The following is a 23,987-nucleotide window of genomic DNA, read 5'->3' on the forward strand; positions in this document are numbered from 1 at the left end:
GAAGGTATGGTGAGGGGCATGAGCCTTCGACACGCCCTTCTCGGACTCCTGTCAGAGCGCCCGGCCAGCGGATACGACCTGCTCAAGCGCTTCGAAACCTCGCTGGCCAACGTCTGGCCCGCCACCCAGAGCCAGATGTACACAGAGCTGTCCAAGCTCGCCGACGCCGGGATGATCGGCGTCTCGGCGGAAGGTCCGCGCGGGCGCAAGGAGTACACCCTCACCGACGAGGGACTGGCCGAACTGCGTCACTGGCTGACCGAGACCAAGCCGCAGCGCAACACCCGCAGCGACATCCTGCTCAGGGTCTTCTTCCTCGGCGTGCTCACGCCCGAGCAGGCGCGGGGCTATCTCACCGAGCTGATGGAGCTGTCCGAGCAGGAGTACGAGGCCCTGCGCCGGCTGGACGAGTCCATCGACTGGGGCGACGACCCCCTCTCGGTCCACGGCAAGATCGCCCTGGAGTACGGCCTGCGCTTCAACGCCATGCGCCGCGAGTGGGCCGAGTGGGCGGCCGCCCAGATCCGGTAGCGATGATTCGCGGCGCAGTGGCTCAGATGCCGCAGTCCGAACGGGCCCGGACGGAGGCGGATGCAACCAGAACTGCAACCACGGGTCCTACTTGCCGGCCTCCGGGCCGTACCACTGGAGGGGCTGCCCGGTCACGGCGGCGATGCACTCGAAGTCGTGGTCGCGGTGCAGGAGGGTGAGACCCTGCAGCTCGGCTGTTGCGGCGACGATGAGATCCACTGCTCCGGCGCTGCGGTGCTTCCCCTGCTTGGTGAGGGCTTCCTGAACCTGCCAGGCCCGGTCGTAGGAGCGGTCGTCGACGGGAACCCAGCCGAAGATCAGCCGTATGTCCTCGATGCCGCGCGCCCGGTCGGCTGCCGACCGGGCGCTGTAGAAGAACTCCAGCTCGGTGATGGGGCAGGTGGCGATGAGACCGGCGGCTGCCGCTTGGTCCCAGCCGTACTGCTCCGCATCCCCGCGCATGAAGCGCGCGAGCGCGCTGGTGTCGATCAGGAACTGCGCCGCGTTCACCGCCGGTAGTTCCTCTTGTTCTCGAACAGCTCCAGGTCGAAAGCGCCCTCGTCGGCCGCGGCCCGGAGCCGGGTGAGCGCCAGGGCGCGGCGTCGGTTCTCCAGAACCTCGCGCAGGGCGGTGTTGACGGTTTCCTTCTTGGTGCTCGTCCCCAGGGCTTTCGCCACGTCGGCGACCAGCTCGTCGTCCAGATCGATGACGGTCCGACTCATGCGCACCTCCTGGATATCAATTGTCGAACCAAGTATATCTCGCAAGGTTCATCATGGCTGTCGGGCCGCCGGGTGCTACCCGGGCATGACGCTGTGGATCCGGGAGAGCAGGACTGGCCGCCCGCTGGGGCCGGACCTTCTCGATGCGTACGGTTCCCCCGGCCGTTTCGGCGACGGGGGCGTGGCCCTCGGCGCGGAGCGCTGCGAGGGTTGCGTCGAGTGAGCTGTGACTGACCAGAACAGTCGGCGCGAGCCGGCGCAGACCGAGCTTGGCCGCGCCATCGCCGCCGGGCCCCTGCCCCAGTAGAACGCAGAAGGCCCCGGCCGGTTTCCCGGTCGGGGCCTTCAAGTGCCCGGTGAGGCACTGGCGGAGGATACGAGATTCGAACTCGTGAGGGGTTGCCCCCAACACGCTTTCCAAGCGTGCGCCCTAGGCCACTAGGCGAATCCTCCGCCGCAAACAATACAAGACGTTGAGGGGTGCTCGCGAACGTGATCGTCCGCAGGGGATCCGGGCGGGGATCCGGTCGGGGTCCGGGGCGGGAGCGGGTCGATTCCGGGGGCTTTCATCGGCTAGGGTGGGGCCCAGCCCCTCACGTGGCGCTATCTCACCCAACTCCCCCAGGGCCGGAAGGCAGCAAGGGTAAGTGGGCTCTGGCGGGTGCGTGGGGGGCGCTTTGCGTTCCGGGACGGTCGGCAGGACCGCCGGCGGGGCGTCTTTGTCGGCGGGCCCGGATAACCTCGTAGACGTGTCGTCCCTTGCGCTGTACCGCCGCTACCGCCCCGAGTCGTTCGCCGAGGTCATCGGGCAGGAGCATGTCACTGTCCCCCTGATGCAGGCCCTGCGGAACAACCGGGTCAATCACGCGTACCTGTTCAGCGGGCCCCGAGGCTGTGGCAAGACCACCAGCGCGCGGATTCTGGCCCGGTGCCTGAACTGTGAGCAGGGTCCCACTCCCGAGCCCTGCGGGGTGTGCCAGTCCTGCCAGGACCTGGCGCGCAACGGGCCGGGGTCGATCGACGTCATCGAGATCGACGCCGCCTCGCACGGTGGTGTGGACGACGCCCGTGACCTGCGGGAGAAGGCCTTCTTCGGGCCCGCCTCCAGCCGCTACAAGATCTACATCATCGACGAGGCCCACATGGTCACCTCGGCGGGCTTCAACGCCCTGCTGAAGGTGGTCGAGGAGCCGCCGGAGCACCTCAAGTTCATTTTTGCCACCACCGAGCCGGAGAAGGTCATCGGGACCATCCGGTCCCGGACGCACCACTATCCGTTCCGGCTCGTGCCGCCCGGCACGCTGCGGGACTACCTCGGCGAGGTCTGCGGGCGCGAGGGGGCCAAGGTCGAGGACGGCGTGCTGCCGCTCGTCGTACGGGCCGGCGCCGGGTCCGTGCGTGACTCGATGTCCGTCATGGACCAGCTGCTCGCCGGCGCCGCCGACGACGGTGTGACGTATGCCATGGCCACCTCCCTGCTCGGGTACACCGACGGATCGCTGCTCGACTCCGTCGTCGACGCCTTCGCCGCCGGGGACGGGGCGGCCGCCTTCGAGGTCGTCGACCGGGTGGTCGAGGGCGGCAACGACCCGCGCCGCTTCGTCGCCGACCTGCTGGAGCGGCTGCGGGACCTGGTGATCCTGGCCGCCGTGCCCGACGCCGGGGAGAAGGGGCTCATCGACGCCCCCGCCGATGTCGTCGAGCGGATGCAGGCCCAGGCGTCCGTGTTCGGGGCCGCCGAGCTGAGCCGCGCCGCCGACCTGGTCAACACCGGGCTCACCGAGATGCGCGGCGCGACCTCGCCGCGGCTCCAGCTCGAGCTGATCTGCGCCCGGGTGCTGCTGCCCGCCGCCTTCGACGACGAACGGTCCTTCCAGGCCAGGCTCGACCGGCTGGAGCGCAGCGGGTTCACCCCCGGCGCCGCCGGGATGCCCGGGATGCCCGGGATGGCCGCCGCCCCGGCCGGCGGGCCCGCCATGGGCTACGTGCCCGGGCCCGAGGCGCATGCCATGGCCCCGGCCGGGCCCGGCGGGGGCGTCGCCGCCGCGCGGGCCGCCGCTGCCGCCGTACGGGCTCCCGAGCCGGAGGCCCCTGCCGCGCCGGCCCCGGCTCCGGTCCAGGCGCCGGCCCCTGCTGCGGTGCAGCCGCCCGCTCCGGCTCCCGCTCCCGTGCAGGCCCCCGCCGCTTCGGCCCCCGCGCCCGGCGCCTGGCCCGGGGCCGCGCAGCCCGGTGGCGGTGCCCCCGGCGCCTGGCCCGGAGCCGCCGCTTCCGCCCCGGCTCCGGCTGCTTCCGCCCCGGCTCCGGCCGCCCCCGCCCCCGCCCCCGCCGCCGGTGCCTGGCCCAGCGCCGCCGCGCCCGGCTCGGGCCAGCCCGCGGCCGCCGCCCCGGCTCCGGCCGCCCCGGCGCCCCCGCCCGCCCCGGCCGCCGCCCCGTCGCCCGGCATGGCCGCCGGCGCCGGGCAGGTCCAGGCGATGTGGCCCGGCGTCCTCGAGGCCGTCAAGAACCGCCGCCGCTTCACCTGGATCCTGCTCAGCCAGAACGCCCAGGTCACCGGCTTCGACGGGACGACCCTGCAGCTCGGCTTCCCCAACGTCGGAGCCCGCGACAACTTCGCGAGCAGCGGCAGCGAGGACGTGCTCAAGGCCGTCCTGGCCGAGCAGTTCCAGGTCAACTGGAAGATCGACGCCGTGGTGGGAGGGGGAGGTGGCCAGCCGGCCCCGTCCTCGTACTCTGCCCCGGCCGCGCCCGCCTACAGCCCGCCGCCTGCGGCCCCGACGCAGCAGGCTCCCGCCGCGCAGCAGCCGTACCAGCCGCAGCAGCAGCCCCAGCAGGGCGGTTCCGCGCCGCAGCCTCCCGTACAGCAGGCGCCCCCGCCGGTCGCGCCCGAGGACGACGTACCGGAGGAGGACGACCCCGACCTCGTCGAGAGCGCCCTGACCGGACACGACCTCATCGTGCGCGAGCTCGGAGCCACCGTCATAGAGGAATACACGAACGAGTAGGGCCGTCTCATTGGGTGGCCGCACGAAAGACATCCCGCCACGCGGGCTAGGCTGCATGGCGTGAAGGTCCTCGTCATCGGCGGCGGCGCCCGCGAACATGCCCTGTGCCGCTCTCTGTCCCTCGACCCCGACGTCAACGCGCTGTACTGCGCTCCCGGCAATGCCGGCATCGCCGAGGTGGCGGAGCTGCGCCCGGTCGACGCCCTCGACGGCGCGGCCGTGGCCCGCCTCGCCACCGAGCTCGGCGCCGGCCTGGTCGTCGTCGGCCCGGAGGCGCCCCTGGTCGCCGGCGTCTCCGACGCCGTCCGCGCCGCCGGCATCCCCGTCTTCGGCCCGTCCGCGGAAGCGGCGCAGCTGGAGGGCTCCAAGGCGTTCGCCAAGGACGTGATGGCCGCGGCCGGCGTCCCGACCGCGCGCAGCTACGTGTGCACCACCCCCGAAGAGGTGGACGCGGCCCTCGACGCCTTCGGCGCCCCGTACGTCGTCAAGGACGACGGCCTCGCCGCCGGCAAGGGCGTCGTGGTCACCGACGACCTGGCCGCCGCCCGCGCGCACGCGCTCGGCTGCGACCGCGTCGTCATCGAGGAGTACCTCGACGGCCCCGAGGTCTCCCTCTTCGCCATCACCGACGGCGTCACCGTGCTGCCGCTCCAGCCCGCGCAGGACTTCAAGCGCGCGCTCGACGGCGACGAGGGCCCCAACACCGGCGGCATGGGCGCGTACTCGCCACTGCCCTGGGCCGACCCGAAGCTGGTCGACGAGGTCATGGAGACCGTCCTCCAGCCGACCGTGGACGAGCTGCGCCGCCGCGGCACTCCGTTCTCCGGGCTGCTGTACGCAGGCCTCGCGATCACCTCGCGCGGCGTCCGCGTCATCGAGTTCAACGCCCGCTTCGGCGACCCCGAGACCCAGGTGGTCCTGGCCCGGCTGCACACCCCGCTCGCGAGCGTGCTGCTGAACGCCGCGAACGGCACGCTGGACGCCGAGCCGCCGCTGCGCTGGCGCGAGGACGCGGCCGTCACTGTGGTCATCGCCTCCCACAACTACCCGGAGACCCCGCGTACCGGGGACCCGATCGAGGGCCTGGCCGAGGTGGCCGCCGAGGACGGTCCCGACGCGTACGTCCTGCACGCCGGGACCCGGCGCGAGGGCGAAGCCGTCGTCAGCGCGGGCGGCCGCGTGCTGTCGGTGACGGCGACCGGTTCCGATCTGGCACAGGCCCGCGAGAAGGCGTATAAGGCCGTCGCGCGGATCCGGCTGGACGGCTCCCAGCACCGTACGGACATTGCCGCCAAGGCGGCCGAAGGCCGCTGAGCAGCGGGGCAGTCGCGACGCGGGCCCGGTGCGCACCTCGGTGCGCCCGGGCCCGCGCGCGTGTTCGCGTGCGAGTGCATCCGGCCGCGTTCGAACGCACCCACCTTTACCCAAAGCCATTCCATCGGGTGATGGTCACCCGGTCCGGCTGACTGTCGAACGGTCCCCAACTAGGGTGCAGCGCAAGCATTCCGGCACTTGGCCCACCGGCATTGCGATGTCAGTGGCGGGTGTCACAGTGGGGGAGTGAGCGAAACCGCCGCAGGGCAGAGGGGGTGAGGTCCGGCCGTGTCCGGAACCGGTTCGATCGAGGAAGTGGGCGCGCCGTCCGCGCGCTCCCGGGCCCTGGCCGTGCTGCGCGTGCGCAGCCGGGCCATGGCCGTCGGGGTACTGCCCGCCGCCCTCGCGGTGGTGCTGCTGAGCGCCCGGACGACGGGCCGGCTGGCCGGGGATCCCTGGCCCCTGGTGACTCTCGTCGTGTGCGTGGTCGCGGTGCTGGTGCTGCTCGTCGGCGGGGTGTTCGCCGCCGTGGTGCTGCGGGCGAGCCCGGCCGTGACGCCGACGGTGCCGCTGCCGGAGACCGCCGCGCCCGACCTCTACCGGCTGGTGCGGGATCTGGCCGACCGGATGGAGGTGCCCGCGCCCTCCGCGATAGCCCTGACGCCGGACTGCGACAGCTGGCTGGAGGACCGCGCGCATGCGGCGCACCGCCGCGGCGGCATATCCGGCGGCCGTGAGTCGGAGCCGGGTGCGGCTCCCGTGCTGGTGATCGGCTCGCCGTTCCTGTGGTGGATGCGGGTTGCCGAGCTGCGCGCGGTCCTGGCGCCGGTCGTCGCCGGTACGGGCCCTTCCGCGCATCCGGACATAGCCGACGCCCGTGGGTTCATCCGCGGACTCGATGCCGCCGTGGACGTGGGCAGCCGGCCCGGCCTCGGCTGGATCGGCAGGCCGGCCCGGCTGCTGCTGCGGCTGTGCCAGGCGGATGCCGCCGAGATGGAGCGCGGGGTGGCCGCCGCAGCCTCGGACCGTGCACAGGGTGTGGATTACGGGCTGCGCATCGTCGCCCAGGAGCAGGTCGGCCTCGCCTACGCGGGCTGGGACCGGCTGCTGACCCGGGTCGCGCTGCCCGCATGGCGGATGGGCCGCTGGCCGGCGCACCTCGACGCAGGGGTCGTCTCCGCGCTGACCGAGCTGTCCCGGCGGGACCGGCTGGCCGAGGGGTTCACCTCGAGGCTGGGCGAGCGGCCCGCGTGCGATCTGCTGGAGCGGCCGGGGGTGGTCGACGAGGCGACTTCGCTGCTGGCCGCGCGGCTCTTCCACGGCGGTCCGGCCGAGGCCGGTCCGGACTGGTCGCCGGTGGACTGGGCGGCGTATCCGGAGGAGGTCGTGGACCGCAAATGGCGCGCCGAGGCCACCCGGCTGCATACGGCGCTGGACGCCCTCTCCGTACCCGCCGGGCCGGGGCCGACGCTGGACCGGGTGCTGGGCTATCTCGCGAACGGGGCCAGCGAAGGCGCCGCCGGGGAGGCGCTGGCCGGGCTCCTCAGCGGTGACCTGGCCGGGGAGGAACGTTCCGCGGGCGCCGGTGCGGGTGCCGGGGTGGCGCGCGGGGCGGATGCCGTGCCGCTGTTCCCGCTCCAGCCGCCCCGCAGCGGGCGGGACCTGCTCGCCGACCACGTGACGGCGATGGTGTGCGCGGCGGCCGTGGACTCCGCCGATGCCGCGCCCGGCCTGGACTGGCTGGACGGCCCCGTCCTCCTGGTCGGCGGCGAACGCCGCGCGGACCTGGCCCCCCGGGTGCTGACCCTGGTGGAGGACGGCGACGCGGAACCCCTGCGCGACTGGCTCGCCGCCCTCGGCGTCCGCCCGGAAAAGCCGGTCCGCCTGGTGTGACCCCGCCCGCGCCACCCACCCCCTCGCCCGCGGCCGCGGGGTGGCGTTCGCCCGGCCCGGGACCGGGCTCCCGGTACTACGTGGCTCCGGATGTGGCGAACGGTGACGGAATGAGTGCGTTATGTGATGTGCTGGGACCGGTCGCGGTTCGATGTTCTGAAACCGCGCCGCATCGGCGTGAAGCAGAGACCGTTCGGGGGAGCGAGGGAGGGGAGCGGGTATGGGTGCGGACCAGATCCGGCGATGGGAATCAGGGGCGCTCGCGCACGCGGTGACCGATCCCTTCGGCCAGGGGCCGCTGCCGTGGTTCCGGGGCAGCGAGCTGTACTTCGACGACACCGGGCAGGTCGTGCCCTGGTACGTGGACCCGGCCCTGGCTCCCGGCCAGAACCCCCGCGCCCGCAGCAACGGCGGCCCGCGGACCGCCGACGACGTGCACCGGCAGATCAAGGGGTTCGCCTCCACCGGGGCCGTCGCGCCCGGCGAGGCCATCGACTTCCACATCACCGTGGACCCGCCCCAGCAGTTCTCCGTCGACGTCTACCGCATCGGCCACTACGGCGGCGACGGCGCCTCCAAGATCACCACCAGCCCCCGGCTCTCGGGCATCGTCCAGCCGGCCCCGCTCACCGCCGACCGGACCGTCTCCTGCCACCACTGGTGGCTCTCCTGGCGGCTCCAGGTCCCCTCCTACTGGAGCGTCGGCGCGTACGTCGCCGTGCTCACCACCGCCGACGGGTACCGGTCCCACATCCCCTTCACCGTCCGCGACGACCACCCCGCCGATCTGCTCCTGCTGCTGCCCGACATCACCTGGCAGGCCTACAACCTCTACCCCGAGGACGGGCGGACCGGCGCGAGCCTCTACCACGCCTGGGACGACGAGGGCCGGCTGCTCGGCGAGCGGGACGCGGCCGTCACCGTCTCCTTCGACCGGCCCTACGCCGGCGCCGGCCTGCCCCTGCACGTGGGTCACGCCTACGACTTCATCCGCTGGGCCGAGCGCTACGGCTACGACGTCGCCTACGCCGACACCCGCGATCTGCACGCCGGCCGTGTCGACCCCGCCCGCTACCGCGGCCTGGTCTTCCCCGGCCACGACGAGTACTGGTCGGGCCCCATGCGCCGTACCGTCGAGCGCGCCCGCGACCACGGCACCTCGCTCGTCTTCCTCTCCGCCAACACCATGTACTGGCAGGTCGAGCTGGGCCCCTCCCCCTCCGGGGTCGAGGACCGGCTGCTCACCTGCCGAAAACGCCGCGGCCCCGGCCGCCCCGGCCTCTGGCGCGAGATCGACCGCCCTGAGCAGCAGCTGCTCGGCATCCAGTACGCAGGGCGGGTCCCCGAGCCCGCGCCCCTGATCGTGCGCAATGCCACGCACTGGCTCTGGGACTCCACCGGCGCCGCCGAGAACGACGAGCTCCCCGGCCTCGTCGCCGGCGAGGCCGACCGGTACTTCCCTCGCACCCAGCTCCCCGAGCACCAGGACCGGATCCTGCTCGCGCACTCCCCGTACCTCGACAGCGAGGGCGCGAAGCGCCACCAGGAGACCTCCCTGTACCGGGCCCCGAGCGGCGCGCTGGTCTTCGCGTCCGGCACGTTCGCCTGGTCTCCGGCCCTCGACCGCCCCGGCCATGTCGACGAACGGATCCAGCGGGCCACCGCCAACCTCCTCGACCGGATCTGCAAGCGGGACTGACCGACCCGGACCCGTTGTCCCTGTTCGCGGACAGGTACGGGAGAATGGGGCTGCGCTCGTACAGAACCACAGGGAGACCCCGTGTCCGGATTCGTCGAAAAGCCCGAGCCGGTTCAGGTGCCCGGCCTCGTCCACCTCCACACCGGCAAGGTGCGCGACCTCTACCGCGACGGCGACGGCAACCTCGTCATGGTCGCCAGCGACCGGATGTCCGCGTACGACTGGGTGCTTCCCACCGAGATCCCGGACAAGGGCCGCGTCCTGACCCAGCTCTCCCTCTGGTGGTTCGACCAGCTCGCGGACCTCGTCCCGAACCACGTGATCGGCACCGAGCTGCCCGAAGGCGCCCCCGCCGACTGGGCCGGCCGCACCCTGATCTGCAAGAACCTGCGGATGGTCCCGGTCGAGTGCGTGGCCCGCGGCTACCTCACCGGCTCCGGCCTCGCCGAGTACGAGCAGACCCGTACGGTCTGCGGACTCGCCCTCCCCGAGGGGCTCGTGGACGGCTCCGAGCTGCCCGCCCCGATCTTCACCCCGGCCGCCAAGGCCGAGGTCGGCGAGCACGACGAGAACGTCTCGTACGAGGAGGTCGCGCGCACCACCGGCGCCGAGACGGCGGCGCTGCTGCGCCAGACCACCCTCGCCGTGTACGGCCGGGCCCGGGACATCGCCCGCGAGCGCGGGATCATCCTGGCCGACACCAAGTTCGAGTTCGGCTTCGACGCGGACGGCACCCTCGTCGCCGGCGACGAGGTGCTGACCCCGGACTCCTCCCGCTTCTGGCCGGCCGACCAGTGGGAGCCGGGCCGCACGCAGGCTTCCTTCGACAAGCAGTTCGTCCGCAACTGGCTGTCCTCCCCGGCGTCCGGCTGGGACCGGAAGGGCGAACTCCCGCCGCCGGCCCTCCCGCAGGAGGTCGTCGAACAGACCAGCGCCAAGTACATCGAGGCGTACGAGCGGCTCACCGGGCTCACCTGGGCCTGAGGCCGGCGGTTCCAGGCCCGGGACGCCGGGCCTGGACGCCGGGCCTGGGCCTGTGCTTGGGCCCGGAACACGAAGAAGCCCCCGGCCAGATGGCCGGGGGCTTCTTCGATGGAGCGGACAACGCGACTCGAACGCGCGACATCCACCTTGGCAAGGTGGTGCTCTACCAACTGAGCTATGTCCGCAGGTGCGCCGTAACGCGAGAACTACTATACCCAACCTCGCTCGCGTGCGAGACGCACTGCCGTGTGCCGGTTCTCCGCGCCGAGCTTCGTGGCCGCCGACGACAGGTAGTTCCGCACGGTCCCCTGCGACAGCGAGGCCCGCTCCGCGATCTCCGCGACCGGCGCCCCGTCCCCCGCGAGTTCCAGCACCTCGGCCTCGCGTGCGGTCAGCGGGGAGTCCCCCGCGCTGATCGCGTCGGCCGCCAACTCCGGGTCCACATAACGCCCTCCGGCGTGCACGGTCCGGATCAGCTCGGCCAGCCGCTGCGCCGACACGGTCTTCGGCGCGAAGGCCCGCACCCCTGCCGCGAGGGCCCGCTTCAGGTGCCCGGGCCGCCCGTGGCTCGTCACGATCATGGTCTTGCAGTCGGGGAGTTCGGCCCGCAGAGATGTGGCCACGCTCACACCGTCCGCCCCCGGCATCTGCAGGTCGAGCACCGCCACGTCCGGCCGGTGGGCGCGCGCCATCGCGAGGGCCTCCGGCCCCGAGGCCGCCTCCGCGACGACCAGCAGATCGTCCTCCAGGGCCAGCAGCGCGGCGAGCGCGCCGCGGATCAGGTGCTCGTCGTCGGCCAGCAGCACGCGTACGGGGCTCATGCCCGCACCTCCAGTCCTCGCAGTTGTCCGCCCGGTATCCGCGCCCGCAGCCGGAACCGGCCTCCGTCGACCGGGCCCGCCTCCAAGGTGCCGTCCAGCACCGCGAGCCGCTCCCGCAGCCCCGCGAGCCCGGAGCCCGGCGGTCCGGCCGGCGCCTCGGGGGCGCCGTCGTTCTCCACCACCAGCGTCAGGGCGCCCTCGTCGGGCGCCGTCAGCCGGATCACACAGCTGCGGGCGTCCCCGTGCCGCAGGACGTTCGTGGTGGCCTCCCGGACCACCCAGCCCAGCGCCGACTGCACCTCGGGGCGCAACGCACGGCCGGACTCGATCTCGACGCGGCAGTCCATCCCGGCCGCGCTGAGCACCCCGCGGGCACCCTCCAGCTCCGCCGTCAGATCCGCCTCGCGGTAGCCGCGTACGACGTCCCGTACCTCGCGCTGCGACTCCCGGGCGATCCGCTGGACCTCGATCATCTGGTCCACGGCCTCCGGGCGTTCGCGGCGGGCCAGCTGGACCGCCAGCTCGCTCTTGAGCGCGATCACCGCCAGATTGCGGCCCATCACATCGTGCAGGTCCCGCCCGAAGCGCAGCCGCTCCTCGGCGACGGCGAGCTGCGCCTGGAGCTCCCGGGCCCGCTCGAGCTCGTGGACGGTGTTCAGCAGCCACCCCGAGAACCCGTAGGCCAGGCTCATGAACAGGCCGCTCAGCAGGACTCCGACCGCGTAGCCGGCGACCTCGCCCGGGGGCAGGCCGAGGGCGACCATCACGACGGCCGTGCCGGCCGTCGCGGCCGGGGCGACGCACCACATGCGCCGGACCCTCTTCAGGCACAGCACCAACGATCCCGTGGCGAAGCAGCTCATGCCGATCACCAGGGACGGGGCCGCCGATGCGTCGATGTGCCCGGTCTTGCGCAGGACGAGGGCGGCGAGGCACGCGGCGGCCGTCAGGACCGCCGTGGCCACCGCGAGCCGCACCGGCCGCGCCCGGCGCCCGACCAGCCAGTCCAGTGCCCTGGAGGAGAGGAACGCGACCAGCACGGAGTGCGCGCACAGTGCCGGGAAGAACGCGGCGGCCACGGGACGCGAGGACGTCCGCATCGCCGCCGAGCCGACCAGGGGCAATCCGAACGACATGATCTCGATCAGTACGAAGAAGTGGAACGAGCAGCGTGTGTACAGCTCGACCTTCCCCGCACTGCTGCGGTTCTTCCACCATCCGGTCAGCTTCGACACAGTCCCAGTCCCCCGATCACGCTCCGGCGGTCGCCGGCCGTGCACGACTCCAGCCTCGCGGCGGCCCGCGGGCGGCATCAGTGCGCGCCGTCATCTCCCCCGATGACATTTGTCAGCACAAGCCGATTGCACGCAAGGCATACGACAAAGGCCCTGATCAATGATCAGGGCCTTTGTACGCTGAGCGGACGACGCGACTCGAACGCGCGACATCCACCTTGGCAAGGTGGTGCTCTACCAACTGAGCTACGTCCGCATGCTTGCGGCAACACGAATGTCGCTGCGATGCGTGCATCACTCTACCTGATCCACAACCGTGGTCGGTAAAGCGTGCAGAGCGGGTGACAGGGATCGCACACTGCGCCTTCCTCCTGGAAGGAGGATGTTCTGCTACTGAACTACACCCGCACGACCTTCGGGGCTTTGACCTTGCGGTCTGGCCCCTCGGCGTGATCCACACACTAGCGGACCGGAGGGGGTGGATGGCAAATCGGCCCCCTCCGGGCCTCGTTAGCGGGCCCCGCTGGGCCCCGCCGGCCTCAGTGGGCCTCGTTGTACGCCGCGTAGACCCGCTTCGGGATGCGGCCGCGCGGCGGCACGTCGAGGTCGTTGGACCGGGCCCAGGCGCGTACGACCGCCGGATCCGGGGCCAGTGAGGTGTGCTTGTACGCCTTCCCGGAGCGGGCCTGGCGGCGGCCGGCGGCCACGAAGGGCTCGAGGCTCTTCCGCAGTTTCTTTGCGTTGGCCAGATTGAGGTCGATCTCGTACGACTTACCGTCCAGGCCGAACGTGACCGTTTCCGCCGCTTCTCCGCCGTCGATGTCGTCGGAGATCGTGACTACTACGCGCTGCGCCACGGATATCGGTCCCTTCGCGCGACACCACCTACGCGTTGGACGTGCGGTGATGTCGCCTGTGTGGATGTTTCGGAGCAATGCAACTTTCCGCCCCGGGTCGAGAGGCGAAAAAAGTCACCGACCCGGTGGAATCCTTTGTACCGCGATTCCCATTGCATTGCGAAGCCCAGTTAATTGTCTCCGCGTGTCCTGCCGCAATCCCGGGCACGTGGTTTTCCGGTGGATTTTGCGAAGCGTTGGTGAAGCCGAAACGGGCGGACGATCACGGCCGAAGGATATCTACCCGCGTAGAAATTTCGGACGGGTACGCTGAGGGAACCGCCTTCGCACCAACCACCCATCGGGAGTGCCAGTGGCACGCGTCGTAGTCGACGTCATGCTCAAGCCGGAGATCCTCGACCCTCAGGGCCAGGCGGTGCAGCGTGCACTGCCGCGCCTTGGCTTCGAGGGGATCGCCGACGTCCGCCAGGGGAAGCGCTTCGAGCTCGAGGTGGAGGGACCGGTCGACCAGGCCGCCCTCGACCACATCCACAAGATGGCCGAAACGTTCCTCGCCAACACCGTCATCGAAGACTTCACCGTGAAGGTCGAGGCCTGACGGTGACCACTCGCATCGGAGTCGTCACGTTCCCCGGAACGCTCGACGACCGTGACTCGCTGCGCGCCGTCCGCCTCGCCGGGGCCGAGCCCGTCTCGCTGTGGCACCGCGACAAGGACCTGCACCAGGTCGACGCGGTCGTCCTCGCGGGCGGCTTCTCCTACGGGGACTACCTGCGCGCCGGAGCCATCTCCCGGTTCTCGCCGGTGATGGAGACCATCATCGCGCAGGCCAAGGGCGGCATGCCCGTCCTGGGCATCTGCAACGGCTTCCAGATCCTCACCGAGGCCCACCTGCTGCCGGGGGCGATGCTCCGGAACAACCACCTGCACTTCATCTGCCGCGACCAGAAGCTGCGGGTGGAGAACGCGGAGACCGCGTGGACCGGCGACTACACCGCCGGCCAGGAGATCTCCGTACCGCTCAAGAACATGGACGGCCGGTACGTCGCCGACGAGCGTGTGCTCGACGAGCTCGAGGCCGAAGGCCGCGTGGCCTTCCGCTACGTCGACATGAACCCGAACGGGTCGCTCCGCGACATCGCCGGCATCACCAACGCCGCGGGCAACGTCGTCGGCCTCATGCCGCACCCCGAGCACGCGGTGGAGCCGCTGATCGGGACGGGCCGCACCGACGGCCTCCCGTTCTTCACGTCGGTCCTGAAGAAGCTGGTCTCCGCATGAGCCTCGACACGGTCAAGAACGCCACCGAAACCCCGGACGCCTCCCAGCCCTGGAAGGAACTCGGCCTCAAGGAGGACGAGTACGCGCGCATCCGGGAGATCCTCGGCCGCCGCCCCACGGGCGCCGAGCTCGCCATGTACTCCGTCATGTGGTCCGAGCACTGCTCGTACAAGAGCAGCAAGGTCCACCTGAAGCAGTTCGGCGAGAAGGTCCCCCAGAACGACGCCATGCTCGTCGGCATCGGCGAGAACGCCGGCGTCGTCGACGTCGGCCAGGGCTACGCGGTCACCTTCAAGGTCGAGTCGCACAACCACCCGTCGTACATCGAGCCCTACCAGGGCGCGGCCACCGGCATCGGCGGCATCGTCCGCGACATCCTCGCCATGGGCGCCCGCCCGGTCGCGGTCGTCGACCCGCTGCGCTTCGGTGCGGCCGACCACCCCGACACCAAGCGCGTCCTGCCGGGCGTGGTCGCGGGCATCGGCGGCTACGGCAACTGCCTCGGCCTGCCGAACATCGGCGGCGAGGTCGTCTTCGACGCCTGCTACCAGGGCAACCCGCTGGTCAACGCCGGCTGCATCGGCGTGATGAAGCACGAGGACATCCACCTCGCCAAGGCCTCCGGCCCCGGCAACAAGGTCATCCTCTACGGCGCCCGCACGGGCGGCGACGGCATCGGCGGCGTCTCGGTCCTCGCGTCCGAGACCTTCGACGACACGAAGCCGACCAAGCGCCCCGCCGTCCAGGTCGGCGACCCCTTCCAGGAGAAGCTCCTCATCGAGTGCACCCTGGAGATCTTCAAGGAGAAGCTGGTCGCGGGCATCCAGGACCTCGGCGGCGCCGGGCTCTCCTGCGCCACGTCCGAGCTGGCCTCCGCCGGCAGCGGCGGCATGCGCGTCGAGCTCGACACCGTCCCGCTGCGCGACGCGACGCTCTCGCCCGAGGAAATCCTCATGAGCGAGTCGCAGGAACGCATGTGCGCGATCGTCGAGCCGCAGTACGTCGACCGCTTCATGGAGATCTGCGAGAAGTGGGACGTCATCGCCACCGTCATCGGTGAGGTGACCGACGGTGAGCGCCTGGAGATCTTCTGGCACGGCGAGCAGATCGTGGACGTGCCCCCGGGCACCGTCGCGCACGAGGGCCCGGTGTACAACCGGCCCTACGCCCGCCCCGAGTGGCAGGACGCCCTCCAGGCCGACGACGCGGGCAAGCTGCCCCGCCCGCAGACCTCGGAAGAGCTCCGCGCGCAGGTCCTGGCGCTGGTCTCGTCCCCGAACCAGGCCTCGAAGTCGTGGGTCACCGACCAGTACGACCGCTTCGTGCAGGGCAACACGGTGCTCTCGCAGCCCGAGGACGCCGGCATGGTCCGCATCGACGAGGAGTCCAACCTCGGCGTGGCCATGGCGACCGACGGCAACGGCCGCTTCGCGAAGCTCGACCCGTACACGGGCGCGCAGCTCGCGCTGGCGGAGGCGTACCGCAACGTCGCCGCGACCGGTGCCAAGCCGCTCGCCATCTCCGACTGCCTGAACTTCGGCTCCCCCGAGGACCCGGGCGTCATGTGGCAGTTCGCCGAGGCCACCCGCGGTCTCGCGGACGGCTGCCTGGAGCTGGGCACCCCGGTGACCGGCGGCAACGTCTCGCTGTACAACCAGACCGGTGACGTCGCGATCCACCCGACCCCGGTCGTGGCGGTCCTCGGCGTGATCGACGACGTCAACCGCCGTACGCCGATGGCGTTCGCGGAGGCCGGCCAGCTGCTGTACCTGCTGGGCGACACGGCCGAGGAGTTCGGCGGCTCGGCCTGGTCCCAGGTCGTCCACGACCACCTCGGCGGCATGCCGCCCAAGGTGGACCTGGGCCGCGAGAAGCTGCTCGGCGAGATCCTGATCTCGGCGTCCCGCGACGGCATGGTCGACGCGGCGCACGACCTGTCCGACGGCGGCGTGATCCAGGCGCTCACCGAGTCCTGCCTGCGCGGCGGCAACGGTGCGCGGGTCGTGGTGCCGGAGGGTCTGGACGCGTTCACCTTCCTGTTCTCCGAGTCCGCGGGCCGGGCCATCGTGGCCGTCCCGCGCAGCGAGGAGCTCCGCTTCACCGACATGTGCGGTGCGCGGGGCCTGCCCGCCACCCGCATCGGCGTGGTGGACGGCGAGGAGATCGAGATCCAGGGCGAGTTCACGATCCCGCTCGCGGAACTGCGTACCGCCCACGAGGCGACGATCCCGGCCCTGCTGGCCTGATCTCGCCCGCACCGCCCGGCGGTTGTAGTGATTCCGTGCCCTCGCAGGCCTTCTGACCTGCGAGGGCACTTCCGCATACTGGCGCCGTGAACGACATGGTCAAGAACCTGCCCGACGCGGCCCTGCCCCAAGGTGGCGCCCGGCCCTGGACGGTCGACGCGGCCCGGCGCTGGCGTGACGCACGCGTCCCCCTGGTCTTCGCACCCACCGTCGTGTGCTGGCTCCTGGTGCCGCTGGTCTTCTACGGGTTCTCCCTGGTCGGCTCCGACGATCCGGAGACCGCTGCGTCGTCCGGCACCGACTGGGTCGGCTACCACTCCGCGATCCTGTTCCTCGCGCTCCCCGCCTGGTACCGCTACCTGCCGGCCGCCACCGCCGTGTCCGCTCCCGTGATCGCCCTGGACATGGCAGTCCGGTTGTACGGACCGCCCCCCGTCACCGGCGCCGGCCGGGCCGGATGCTGGCTGGTCATCGCCGTCTGCGCCTGGACGTTCACCGGGGCCGTGCTGCGCCTGCGCTCCCGGCGCCGGCAGCGCGCCCTGTTCCTCGAAGCGGCCGGGGACGCCCGCAGCCCGATCCCGGCGCACCTCCCGGACGGCCACCGCCACCGGGGCCGGTGGCCGATCCTCTTCGGCGGGCTGCTCACCTGCACCGGCGTCGCCTCCCTGGCCTGGGCCCTCGTGGCGGACCTCGGGGCGAGCGCAGCGGCCCCGTACGACGCCGTCAACCAGCAGATGCTGTCCCTGCTGCTGCTCATCCCCGGGCCCCCGCTGCTCGGGCGCGGCCTCACCGCACGGCGCGCCAGCCGGCGGCTGCACGACGGACCGCAGCCGGTGCTGCGCGTCGGTGTCCGCCGTCGGGCCTCCGGGTACACCTGGCTGGTCGCGGACGCCCGGACGACCACGGCCCCGCCCCTGATCGGCTTCCGCAACCGGTTCGAGGACACCCACCGCGTCCGGTTCCGGGGCGGCCGGATCCTGCTGGGTGGGCCGGAGAGCCGGCTGCGCGCCGAGCACCACGGCATCGACGACACCCGTGAGCCCTACGAGGCGATCCTGTACGGCGTGCCCTGCGAGGGAGCCGAGGTGCTGCTCGAGTACGGCGTCCACGCCGAACTGTCCGGCAGCAGCACGATCGCCTCAGAGCTCACCGCCGCCGCGCTGCTGCCGGTCCGCCTCCACCGTCTGAAGCCGTGGAAGCCGGCTGCGGCGGCGGCGACCGATCGGGCAGACTCCCCCCATGGCACCCAAGATCCGTAAGTACGACGCCGCCAGGGTCCGTACGGCAGTCACCGCGCAGTTCGGGCATGTGGCCGACGCCGTACGGGGGTTGGACGACGAGCAGCTCGCGCGGCCCAGCGGCCTCGGCGACTGGACCGTCGCCGATCTCGCCGCGCACATCGCGTGGATCGCGGACTCGCTCGCGAGCGGACTGGCCCGGCCCCCGGCCGCCGTACCGGAACTGACGGCCGTCGAATGGCCCTCCGTCACCGCTTCCCTCGCCGGGAAGATCGCCGAGGCGGCCAAGGAGACCCTCGAGGGCGCCTCGCTGCCCGAGCTGTACGAGCGGGCCGGCGCCCGCATGGCCGAGGCGCTGGCCGCGAACCCCGGCAGCCGGGTGCTCGACCTGTGGGTCGGGGACATGACCCTGGCCGACTTCCTCGTCACCCGGACCGTGGAACTGGTCGTCCACACCGACGACCTGGCCCGGGCCGCCGGGGTGGACATCCCGATCGAGCGGCAGGCCCTGGCCGCCTGCACCCGGCTGCTCGCCGACGCCCTCGCGCTCAGGGCCCCGGGCGCCTCGGTGGAGGTACGGATCCCGCCGTTCGCGGTGGTCCAGTGCATCGAAGGGCCCCGCCACACCCGCGGCACCCCGCCGAACGTGGTCGAGACGGACCCGCTGACCTGGATCCGGCTGGCCACCGGGCGTACGGACTGGGCCGCGGCGGTCGAGGGCGCGCAGGTCAGGGCCAGCGGAGAGCGGGCCGACCTGGCGGCGCTGCTGCCGGTGATGCGGTGAGGGTGGAACCGCCCGCCGGACCCGCCCGTCCCAGGACCATGGGTACCCATCGGAACGTCCCCACCGGCCTGGCCGTCGCATCGGCCCTCGCGCTCGTCCTCACCGCCTGCAGCCAGGGCGGGGAGGGCGGGACCCGCGTGCTTCCGGACCCCAAGGGTTCCTGGGCCGTCGAGTCCCTGACCACCGGCGGCCGCACCCTGCACGCGCCCGACAGCGCCCGCCTGGACCTCGCGGAGAAGGAGGCCACGGGCAACTACGGCTGCAACGGCTTCAAGGCGGCGGTCGCCTTCGCCGGCACCTCCGCGGTGACGGTCACCCCCGGCCCCACGACCCTCACGTCCTGCGCGAACAGCGAGTTCGAGAAGGAGTTCGCCAAACTCTTCAAGGGCCGGCTGAGCATCGACCGGGGGCCCGACCGGCTCACGCTGAAGACCGCTGACGGGAGCACGATCGCGATGAGCACGAAGCCCCCGGTCCCGGATGCCCCCCTCACGGCCACCGAGTGGACCGTCGAGTCCCTGATCAGCGGCGACAGCGTGTCCCCGCTGCCCGCCGAGGCCGCGGGCAAGGCACGGTTCCTGCTGACCGCCGACCTCGCCGCGAGCGGCAGCCTCGGCTGCAACCGGTTCAGCGCCCAGGCCACCGGCGACGGCGCCCAGCTCACCTTTGGGCCGCTGACCACGACCCGGATGGCCTGCGAGGGCCCGGTCGGCGAGGTCGAGCGGACGCTGACCGAGCTCTTCGCCGCCTCCCCGCTCACCTGGAACATCGAGGGCCGGACCCTCACCCTCACCGCGCCCGACGGCAAGGGCCTGACCGCGACGGCTGCCTCGGCCGCGGAATGAGCGGAATGAGCGGAACGAGCGGAACGACCCGCCGCACCCGCCGCCCGGGACGTCAGGCCGGGTAGGGCAGCAGACCTGCGTCCGTCTTCTCCCAGGCCGCGCGCAGCTCCGCGAGCCGGGCCGGCTCCAGGGCCGCCTTGTCGGCCTGTTCGCGGATGTCCCCGGCCAGGTTGAACAGCTGGTCCTTGCCCGTCTTGCCGCGGTAGTACTTCCAGTCCCCCCGCCGCAGGGCCCGCTCGCCGCGCACCCGCCAGAACAGGTTCCGCTCGGCGATCCTCTCGCCGCGCAGCAGGTACCCGGCCAGGCTGGCCCCGTCCGGCAGGTAGGCCGGGTGCGGCCGGGTACCGGCCAGTTCCAGCAGGGTCGCCGTCCAGTCGGGGGTGAAGACCGGGACCCGGCTGACCTGGCCGCCGTCGATCCGGGCCGGCCAGCGCACGATGTTCGGCACCCGGATCCCGCCCTCCTGGAGGGAGGCCTTGTTGCCGGAGAGCGGCCAGTTGTACGAGAACCGCTCGCCGCCGTTGTCGCTGGAGAAGACGATCAGGGTGTCGTTCGCCTGCCCCGAGCGCTCGAGCGCCCTCAGCACCTCGCCGACCGAGCGGTCCAGGTCCTCGACCATCTGCCGGTACTTCTCGACGGAGCCGCCGTCCTGGTGCCACAGCGCCCGGGCGTCGCCCGCCTTGATCCGGCGCTCGACCTCGGCGCTCGCCTCGGTGTCCCCGTCGGCGATCCACGGCCAGTGCGGGGTGGTGAAGTTGAGGTTGAGCAGCCACGGCCTGCCGCCGTGGTCGCGGGAGACGTACTCGGCGGCCCGCTCGGTGATGATCCGCGTGTAGTAGCGCAGGTCCTTGTAGGTGGCGTCGCCTTCGTAGAGGTCGTACTCGCCGCCGAGGCCCAGCTTGGAGTAGTACTCCAGGGCCCCGCCGAAGTTGCCGAAGAACTCGTCCCAGCCCGACTTGGTCGGACTGTGGTCGGGCAGGTAGCCGCAGTGCCATTTGCCGATCAGCGCGGTCGCGTAACCCGCGTCGCGCAGCAGCGAGGCCAGCGTCGGGTGGGTGGGCTCCAGGCCGACGCTCTTGTCGGCGATGGGCTCGGCGAGCCCGCCCTCCACACGGCCCGGGTAGCGGCCCGTGTACAGGCTGAACCGCGTCGGTGAGCAGGTGGCGGAGCCGGAATAGGCATCGGTGAAGCGGACGCCCTGGCGGGCCAGCCGGTCCAGGTTCGGGGTCTTGATGTGCGGGGAGCCGTACGAGGACAGGTCGGCCCAGCCGAGGTCGTCGCCCAGGATGAACAGGATGTTGGGCCGCCGGGAATGCCGGCCGCGGGCGGCGCGGAACTCCCGCTCCTGCGGCCCGGCGGCCGCCTGAGCCGCCTGGGCCGGGGCGGCGCCCAGCCCCACGGCCGCAGCGGCCGCGGTCACGCCGACGGCGCTGCCGAAGGCACGCCGGGACAGGTTGTTGTCGTACGAAGACACAAGTACTCCAGGGCAGGCTCGGCCACCCGGCCAGGCGGGCGCGCAGGACGGCGCGCGGCACGGCGGGGCAGGGGCGGCCGGAGCGGAAAAAAGAAAAGGAAAAGGAGAGTTGCGGCTACGCGGAACAGCGACAGATGGCGCTCGCGACACGGACCAGGTCTACGTGGCGGCGCTCGACGAGGGTGACGGAACGGTCACCGAGAGGCTGCATGGGCCGAGAGCCTGTACGAATGCCCTCGTAGATGTCAACAAGGTGATCCGAATGCCGAGACGGAGCCGTCCGGTCACCCTCTGTGCTGTGACATTTCCCGGGCGTCCCCAATTCGGACCAGTGGTCGATCTCGCCTACACTCGGAAGCGTGCCTCGTGGTGATGGACGACTCAACCACGACCTGCTCCCCGGCGAAAAGGGCCCCCAGGACGCTTGCGGCGTCTTCGGTGTCTGGGCTCCGGGTGAAGAGGTCGCCAAGCTCACCTACTTCGGACTGTATGCGCTACAGCACCGTGGACAAGAGTCCGCGGGAATCGCTGTGAGCAACGGTTCCCAGATCCTCGTCTTCAAGGACATGGGCCTAGTCTCCCAGGTCTTCGACGAAACCTCTCTCGGCTCGCTCCAGGGTCATATCGCGGTCGGTCACGCCCGCTACTCGACCACCGGAGCCTCCGTCTGGGAGAACGCTCAGCCCACTTTCCGTGCGACCGCCCACGGCTCCATTGCCCTGGGTCACAACGGCAACCTGGTGAACACCGCCGAGCTTGCCGAGATGGTCGCCGACCTCCCCCGTCAGGACGGCCGTGCCACCCAGGTGGCGGCCACCAATGACACCGACCTGGTCACCGCCCTGCTGGCCGGCCAGACGGACGACGACGGCAAGCCCCTGACGATCGAGGAGTCGGCCACCAAGGTCCTCCCGAAGGTCAAGGGTGCGTTCTCGCTCGTGTTCATGGACGAGGGAACCCTCTACACCGCCCGTGACCCGCAGGGCATCCGCCCGCTGGTCCTCGGCCGCCTGGAGCGCGGCTGGGTGGTCGCGAGTGAGACCGCCGCCCTCGACATCTGCGGCGCCAGCTTCGTCCGCGAGGTCGAGCCGGGCGAGCTCATCGCGATCGACGAGAACGGCCTGCGCACCTCCCGCTTCGCGGAAGCAAAGCCCAAGGGCTGTGTCTTCGAGTACGTCTACCTGGCGCGCCCGGACACCGACATCGCCGGCCGGAACGTCTACCTCTCGCGTGTCGAGATGGGCCGGCGCCTGGCCAAGGAAGCCCCGGTCGACGCCGACCTGGTGATACCGACGCCGGAATCGGGCACGCCCGCCGCCGTCGGATACGCCGAGGCCAGCGGGATCCCGTACGGCTCCGGCCTGGTCAAGAACGCCTACGTGGGCCGGACCTTCATCCAGCCCTCGCAGACGATCCGCCAGCTCGGCATCCGCCTGAAGCTCAATCCCCTCAAGGAAGTCATCCGGGGCAAGCGCCTGGTGGTCGTCGACGACTCGATCGTCCGCGGCAACACCCAGCGCGCCCTGGTCAAGATGCTCCGCGAGGCCGGCGCGGCGGAGGTCCACATCCGGATCTCCTCACCGCCGGTGAAGTGGCCGTGCTTCTTCGGCATCGACTTCGCCACCCGGGCCGAGCTGATCGCCAACGGAATGACGGTCGACGAGATCGCCACGTCGCTCGGCGCGGACTCGCTCTCGTACATCTCGCTCGACGCGATGGTCGAGGCGACCACCATCCAGAAGCCGAACCTCTGCCGTGCCTGCTTCGACGGCGAGTACCCCATGGAGCTGCCCGACCCGCAGCTCCTGGGCAAGCAGCTCCTGGAGTCCGAGCTGGCCGGCGGCACGGACGCCGCCGACGCGCTCCGCCGCCCGTAGCGCCGCGGCCCGCAACCCTGCTCCACCTGCGCCGGGCCCTGCCTTTCAAGCTTCTCCCAGGGCCCGGCACCACAAGCAGTAACGACACGAAAGCTCTCCCTGTCATGACAGAGAAGACCACCGGTGCCAGCTACGCAGCCGCAGGCGTGGACATCGAAGCGGGAGACCGCGCCGTCGAGCTGATGAAGGAGTGGGTGAAGAAGACGCAGCGCCCCGAGGTCCTCGGCGGCCTCGGCGGTTTCGCCGGCCTCTTCGACGCCTCCGCCCTCAAGCGCTACGAGCGCCCGCTGCTGGCCTCCGCGACCGACGGGGTCGGCACGAAGGTGGACATCGCCCGCCAGCTGGGCGTGTACGACACCATCGGCCACGACCTCGTCGCGATGGTCATGGACGACATCGTCGTCTGCGGCGCCGAGCCGCTCTTCATGACCGACTACATCTGCGTGGGCAAGGTCCACCCGGAGCGTGTCGCGGCGATCGTCAAGGGCATCGCCGAGGGCTGTGTCCTCGCCGGCTGCGCCCTGGTGGGCGGCGAGACCGCCGAGCACCCGGGTCTGCTGGGCCCGGACGACTTCGACGTGGCGGGCGCCGGCACCGGTGTCGTCGAGTACGACCGCCTGCTCGGCGCGGATCGCATCCGTACGGGTGACGCCGTCATCGCCATGGCGTCCTCCGGCCTTCACTCGAACGGGTACTCGCTCGTCCGGCACGTCCTCTTCGACCGCGCCAAGATGTCGCTCGAGCAGCACGTCGAGGAGCTCGGCCGGACCCTCGGCGAGGAGCTCCTGGAGCCGACCAAGATCTACTCGCTGGACTGCATGGCCCTCACCCGTACGGCCGAGGTCCACGCGTACTCGCACATCACCGGCGGCGGTCTCGCGGCGAACCTGGCCCGGGTCATCCCGGATCACCTGCACGCCACGGTCGACCGTTCGACCTGGGCCCCGGGCGCGATCTTCGACCTGGTCGGCAAGGCCGGGCAGGTCGAGCAGCTGGAGCTGGAGAAGACCCTGAACATGGGCGTCGGCATGATGGCCGTGGTCCCGCAGGAGTCGGTGGACGTGGCGCTGACCGCGCTGGCCGACCGCGGCGTGGACGCCTGGGTCGCGGGAGAGATCCTCGACCGCGGTGCACACACCGAGGGTGCGACCCTGACCGGCGCGTACGCGAGCTGAACAGCCGCG

The 23,987-nt window shown here is 71.7% G+C and carries 21 protein-coding genes, 4 tRNA genes and 1 other RNA gene; 15 read left to right on the forward strand and 11 right to left on the reverse strand.

The features are described from left to right. Window positions 1–18 precede the first annotated feature (18 nt). A complete protein-coding gene (locus OHT74_RS20675; protein WP_328621018.1) occupies window positions 19–531 on the forward strand; it encodes a PadR family transcriptional regulator in 513 nt (170 codons plus the stop codon). 87 nt (window positions 532–618) lie between these two features. Here the strand turns inward: OHT74_RS20675 and OHT74_RS20680 are convergent, their stop codons facing one another. From OHT74_RS20680 to OHT74_RS20690, 3 genes are all read right to left on the reverse strand, one after another. After that, the gene (locus OHT74_RS20680; protein ID WP_266665863.1) at window positions 619–1,041 is read right to left on the reverse strand and encodes a PIN domain nuclease; all 423 of its coding nucleotides are present in this window, start codon (window positions 1,039–1,041) and stop codon (window positions 619–621) included. After that, the gene (locus OHT74_RS20685; protein WP_183066302.1) at window positions 1,038–1,253 is read right to left on the reverse strand and encodes a type II toxin-antitoxin system VapB family antitoxin; all 216 of its coding nucleotides are present in this window, start codon (window positions 1,251–1,253) and stop codon (window positions 1,038–1,040) included. The genes OHT74_RS20680 and OHT74_RS20685 overlap by 4 nt, the downstream gene beginning before the upstream one ends. A gap of 365 nt (window positions 1,254–1,618) precedes the next feature. Next, window positions 1,619–1,706 (reverse strand) — tRNA-Ser (locus OHT74_RS20690). Window positions 1,707–1,837: 131 nt separating this feature from the next. Here OHT74_RS20690 and ffs point away from each other — a divergent pair. The 6 genes from ffs to OHT74_RS20720 all read left to right on the forward strand — a co-directional run bounded on the left by ffs (window position 1,838) and on the right by OHT74_RS20720 (window position 10,145). Then, an RNA gene (gene ffs / locus OHT74_RS20695) (signal recognition particle sRNA small type) lies at window positions 1,838–1,936 on the forward strand. A 66-nt stretch (window positions 1,937–2,002) separates the two neighbouring features. Continuing rightward, window positions 2,003–4,255 carry a DNA polymerase III subunit gamma and tau gene (locus tag OHT74_RS20700; protein WP_328621019.1) on the forward strand — a complete coding sequence of 751 codons (2,253 nt, stop codon included), beginning with the start codon at window positions 2,003–2,005 and terminating at the stop codon, window positions 4,253–4,255. 60 nt (window positions 4,256–4,315) lie between these two features. Continuing rightward, entirely contained in the window at window positions 4,316–5,569 is a 1,254-nt protein-coding gene (purD, locus tag OHT74_RS20705; RefSeq protein ID WP_266665865.1) for a phosphoribosylamine--glycine ligase, read from the forward strand. Between the two features lie 288 nt (window positions 5,570–5,857). Then, a complete protein-coding gene (locus OHT74_RS20710; protein ID WP_328621020.1) occupies window positions 5,858–7,462 on the forward strand; it encodes a hypothetical protein in 1,605 nt (534 codons plus the stop codon). Between the two features lie 220 nt (window positions 7,463–7,682). Further along, on the forward strand, window positions 7,683–9,161 hold the full coding sequence (locus OHT74_RS20715) for a N,N-dimethylformamidase beta subunit family domain-containing protein (protein WP_266665867.1): 1,479 nt from the start codon (window positions 7,683–7,685) through the stop codon (window positions 9,159–9,161). 81 nt (window positions 9,162–9,242) lie between these two features. Then, on the forward strand, window positions 9,243–10,145 hold the full coding sequence (locus tag OHT74_RS20720) for a phosphoribosylaminoimidazolesuccinocarboxamide synthase (protein WP_266665868.1): 903 nt from the start codon (window positions 9,243–9,245) through the stop codon (window positions 10,143–10,145). A gap of 109 nt (window positions 10,146–10,254) precedes the next feature. On the opposite strand, the gene OHT74_RS20725 is transcribed toward OHT74_RS20720, so the two are convergent. The 6 genes from OHT74_RS20725 to OHT74_RS20750 form a co-directional block, all read right to left on the reverse strand. Beyond that, a tRNA-Gly gene (locus tag OHT74_RS20725) sits at window positions 10,255–10,330 on the reverse strand. A 24-nt stretch (window positions 10,331–10,354) separates the two neighbouring features. Further along, window positions 10,355–10,966 carry a response regulator transcription factor gene (locus OHT74_RS20730; RefSeq protein ID WP_328621021.1) on the reverse strand — a complete coding sequence of 204 codons (612 nt, stop codon included), beginning with the start codon at window positions 10,964–10,966 and terminating at the stop codon, window positions 10,355–10,357. Then, a complete protein-coding gene (locus tag OHT74_RS20735) occupies window positions 10,963–12,201 on the reverse strand; it encodes a sensor histidine kinase (protein ID WP_328621022.1) in 1,239 nt (412 codons plus the stop codon). Before OHT74_RS20735 ends, OHT74_RS20730 begins: the two co-directional genes overlap by 4 nt. A 183-nt stretch (window positions 12,202–12,384) precedes the next feature. Then, window positions 12,385–12,457 (reverse strand) — tRNA-Gly (locus OHT74_RS20740). A gap of 80 nt (window positions 12,458–12,537) precedes the next feature. Beyond that, window positions 12,538–12,609, reverse strand: a tRNA-Gly gene (locus OHT74_RS20745). A 131-nt stretch (window positions 12,610–12,740) separates the two neighbouring features. Then, window positions 12,741–13,058, reverse strand: coding sequence for a histone-like nucleoid-structuring protein Lsr2 (locus tag OHT74_RS20750; protein WP_266665870.1), 318 nt, complete (start codon window positions 13,056–13,058; stop codon window positions 12,741–12,743). 346 nt (window positions 13,059–13,404) lie between these two features. Here OHT74_RS20750 and purS point away from each other — a divergent pair, with 346 nt between their 5' ends. From purS to OHT74_RS20780, 6 genes are all read left to right on the forward strand, one after another. Continuing rightward, window positions 13,405–13,656, forward strand: a complete 252-nt coding sequence (gene purS, locus OHT74_RS20755; protein WP_266665871.1) for a phosphoribosylformylglycinamidine synthase subunit PurS — start codon at window positions 13,405–13,407, stop codon at window positions 13,654–13,656. A 2-nt stretch (window positions 13,657–13,658) separates the two neighbouring features. Beyond that, window positions 13,659–14,339: a phosphoribosylformylglycinamidine synthase subunit PurQ gene (purQ, locus tag OHT74_RS20760; protein ID WP_328621023.1), complete on the forward strand. Its 681-nt coding sequence runs from the start codon at window positions 13,659–13,661 to the stop codon at window positions 14,337–14,339. Continuing rightward, on the forward strand, window positions 14,336–16,585 hold the full coding sequence (gene purL / locus OHT74_RS20765) for a phosphoribosylformylglycinamidine synthase subunit PurL (protein ID WP_266995602.1): 2,250 nt from the start codon (window positions 14,336–14,338) through the stop codon (window positions 16,583–16,585). Before purQ ends, purL begins: the two co-directional genes overlap by 4 nt. 86 nt (window positions 16,586–16,671) lie before the next feature. Then, window positions 16,672–17,844, forward strand: coding sequence for a hypothetical protein (locus OHT74_RS20770; protein ID WP_328621024.1), 1,173 nt, complete (start codon window positions 16,672–16,674; stop codon window positions 17,842–17,844). Further along, window positions 17,825–18,607, forward strand: coding sequence for a maleylpyruvate isomerase family mycothiol-dependent enzyme (locus tag OHT74_RS20775; RefSeq protein ID WP_266665875.1), 783 nt, complete (start codon window positions 17,825–17,827; stop codon window positions 18,605–18,607). The genes OHT74_RS20770 and OHT74_RS20775 overlap by 20 nt, the downstream gene beginning before the upstream one ends. Window positions 18,608–18,645: 38 nt before the next feature. Next, complete coding sequence (locus OHT74_RS20780; RefSeq protein WP_328621025.1) at window positions 18,646–19,452, forward strand: META domain-containing protein; 807 nt, start codon at window positions 18,646–18,648, stop codon at window positions 19,450–19,452. A gap of 52 nt (window positions 19,453–19,504) precedes the next feature. Here the strand turns inward: OHT74_RS20780 and OHT74_RS20785 are convergent, their stop codons facing one another. After that, window positions 19,505–20,926 (reverse strand): sulfatase family protein, encoded by a 1,422-nt coding sequence (locus OHT74_RS20785; protein ID WP_328621026.1) that lies wholly within the window; start codon window positions 20,924–20,926, stop codon window positions 19,505–19,507. A 115-nt stretch (window positions 20,927–21,041) separates the two neighbouring features. Further along, window positions 21,042–21,137 (reverse strand): putative leader peptide, encoded by a 96-nt coding sequence (locus OHT74_RS42155; RefSeq protein WP_350325720.1) that lies wholly within the window; start codon window positions 21,135–21,137, stop codon window positions 21,042–21,044. 148 nt (window positions 21,138–21,285) lie between these two features. Here OHT74_RS42155 and purF point away from each other — a divergent pair, with 148 nt between their 5' ends. Together purF and purM are read left to right on the forward strand one after the other, a co-directional pair. After that, the gene (purF, locus tag OHT74_RS20790; RefSeq protein ID WP_266665878.1) at window positions 21,286–22,803 is read left to right on the forward strand and encodes an amidophosphoribosyltransferase; all 1,518 of its coding nucleotides are present in this window, start codon (window positions 21,286–21,288) and stop codon (window positions 22,801–22,803) included. Window positions 22,804–22,907: 104 nt separating this feature from the next. Then, window positions 22,908–23,978, forward strand: a complete 1,071-nt coding sequence (gene purM, locus OHT74_RS20795; protein WP_266665879.1) for a phosphoribosylformylglycinamidine cyclo-ligase — start codon at window positions 22,908–22,910, stop codon at window positions 23,976–23,978. Window positions 23,979–23,987: the final 9 nt, after the last annotated feature.

It is taken from the genome of Streptomyces sp. NBC_00354 (genome assembly GCF_036106915.1).
Lineage (GTDB): Bacteria > Actinomycetota > Actinomycetes > Streptomycetales > Streptomycetaceae > Streptomyces.

Excerpts from the sequence above, each read along its gene's own strand:
- OHT74_RS20675 (WP_328621018.1), top strand. The coding sequence starts at position 19 with ATGAGCCTTCGACACGCCCTTCTCGGACTCCTGTCAGAGCGCCCGGCC.
- OHT74_RS20685 (WP_183066302.1), bottom strand. The coding sequence starts at position 1,253 with ATGAGTCGGACCGTCATCGATCTGGACGACGAGCTGGTCGCCGACGTG.
- OHT74_RS20715 (WP_266665867.1), top strand. The coding sequence starts at position 7,683 with ATGGGTGCGGACCAGATCCGGCGATGGGAATCAGGGGCGCTCGCGCAC.
- OHT74_RS20730 (WP_328621021.1), bottom strand. The coding sequence starts at position 10,966 with ATGAGCCCCGTACGCGTGCTGCTGGCCGACGACGAGCACCTGATCCGC.
- purL (WP_266995602.1), top strand. The coding sequence starts at position 14,336 with ATGAGCCTCGACACGGTCAAGAACGCCACCGAAACCCCGGACGCCTCC.
- OHT74_RS20775 (WP_266665875.1), top strand. The coding sequence starts at position 17,825 with ATGGCACCCAAGATCCGTAAGTACGACGCCGCCAGGGTCCGTACGGCA.
- OHT74_RS20780 (WP_328621025.1), top strand. The coding sequence starts at position 18,646 with ATGGGTACCCATCGGAACGTCCCCACCGGCCTGGCCGTCGCATCGGCC.
- OHT74_RS42155 (WP_350325720.1), bottom strand. The coding sequence starts at position 21,137 with ATGCAGCCTCTCGGTGACCGTTCCGTCACCCTCGTCGAGCGCCGCCAC.
- purM (WP_266665879.1), top strand. The coding sequence starts at position 22,908 with ATGACAGAGAAGACCACCGGTGCCAGCTACGCAGCCGCAGGCGTGGAC.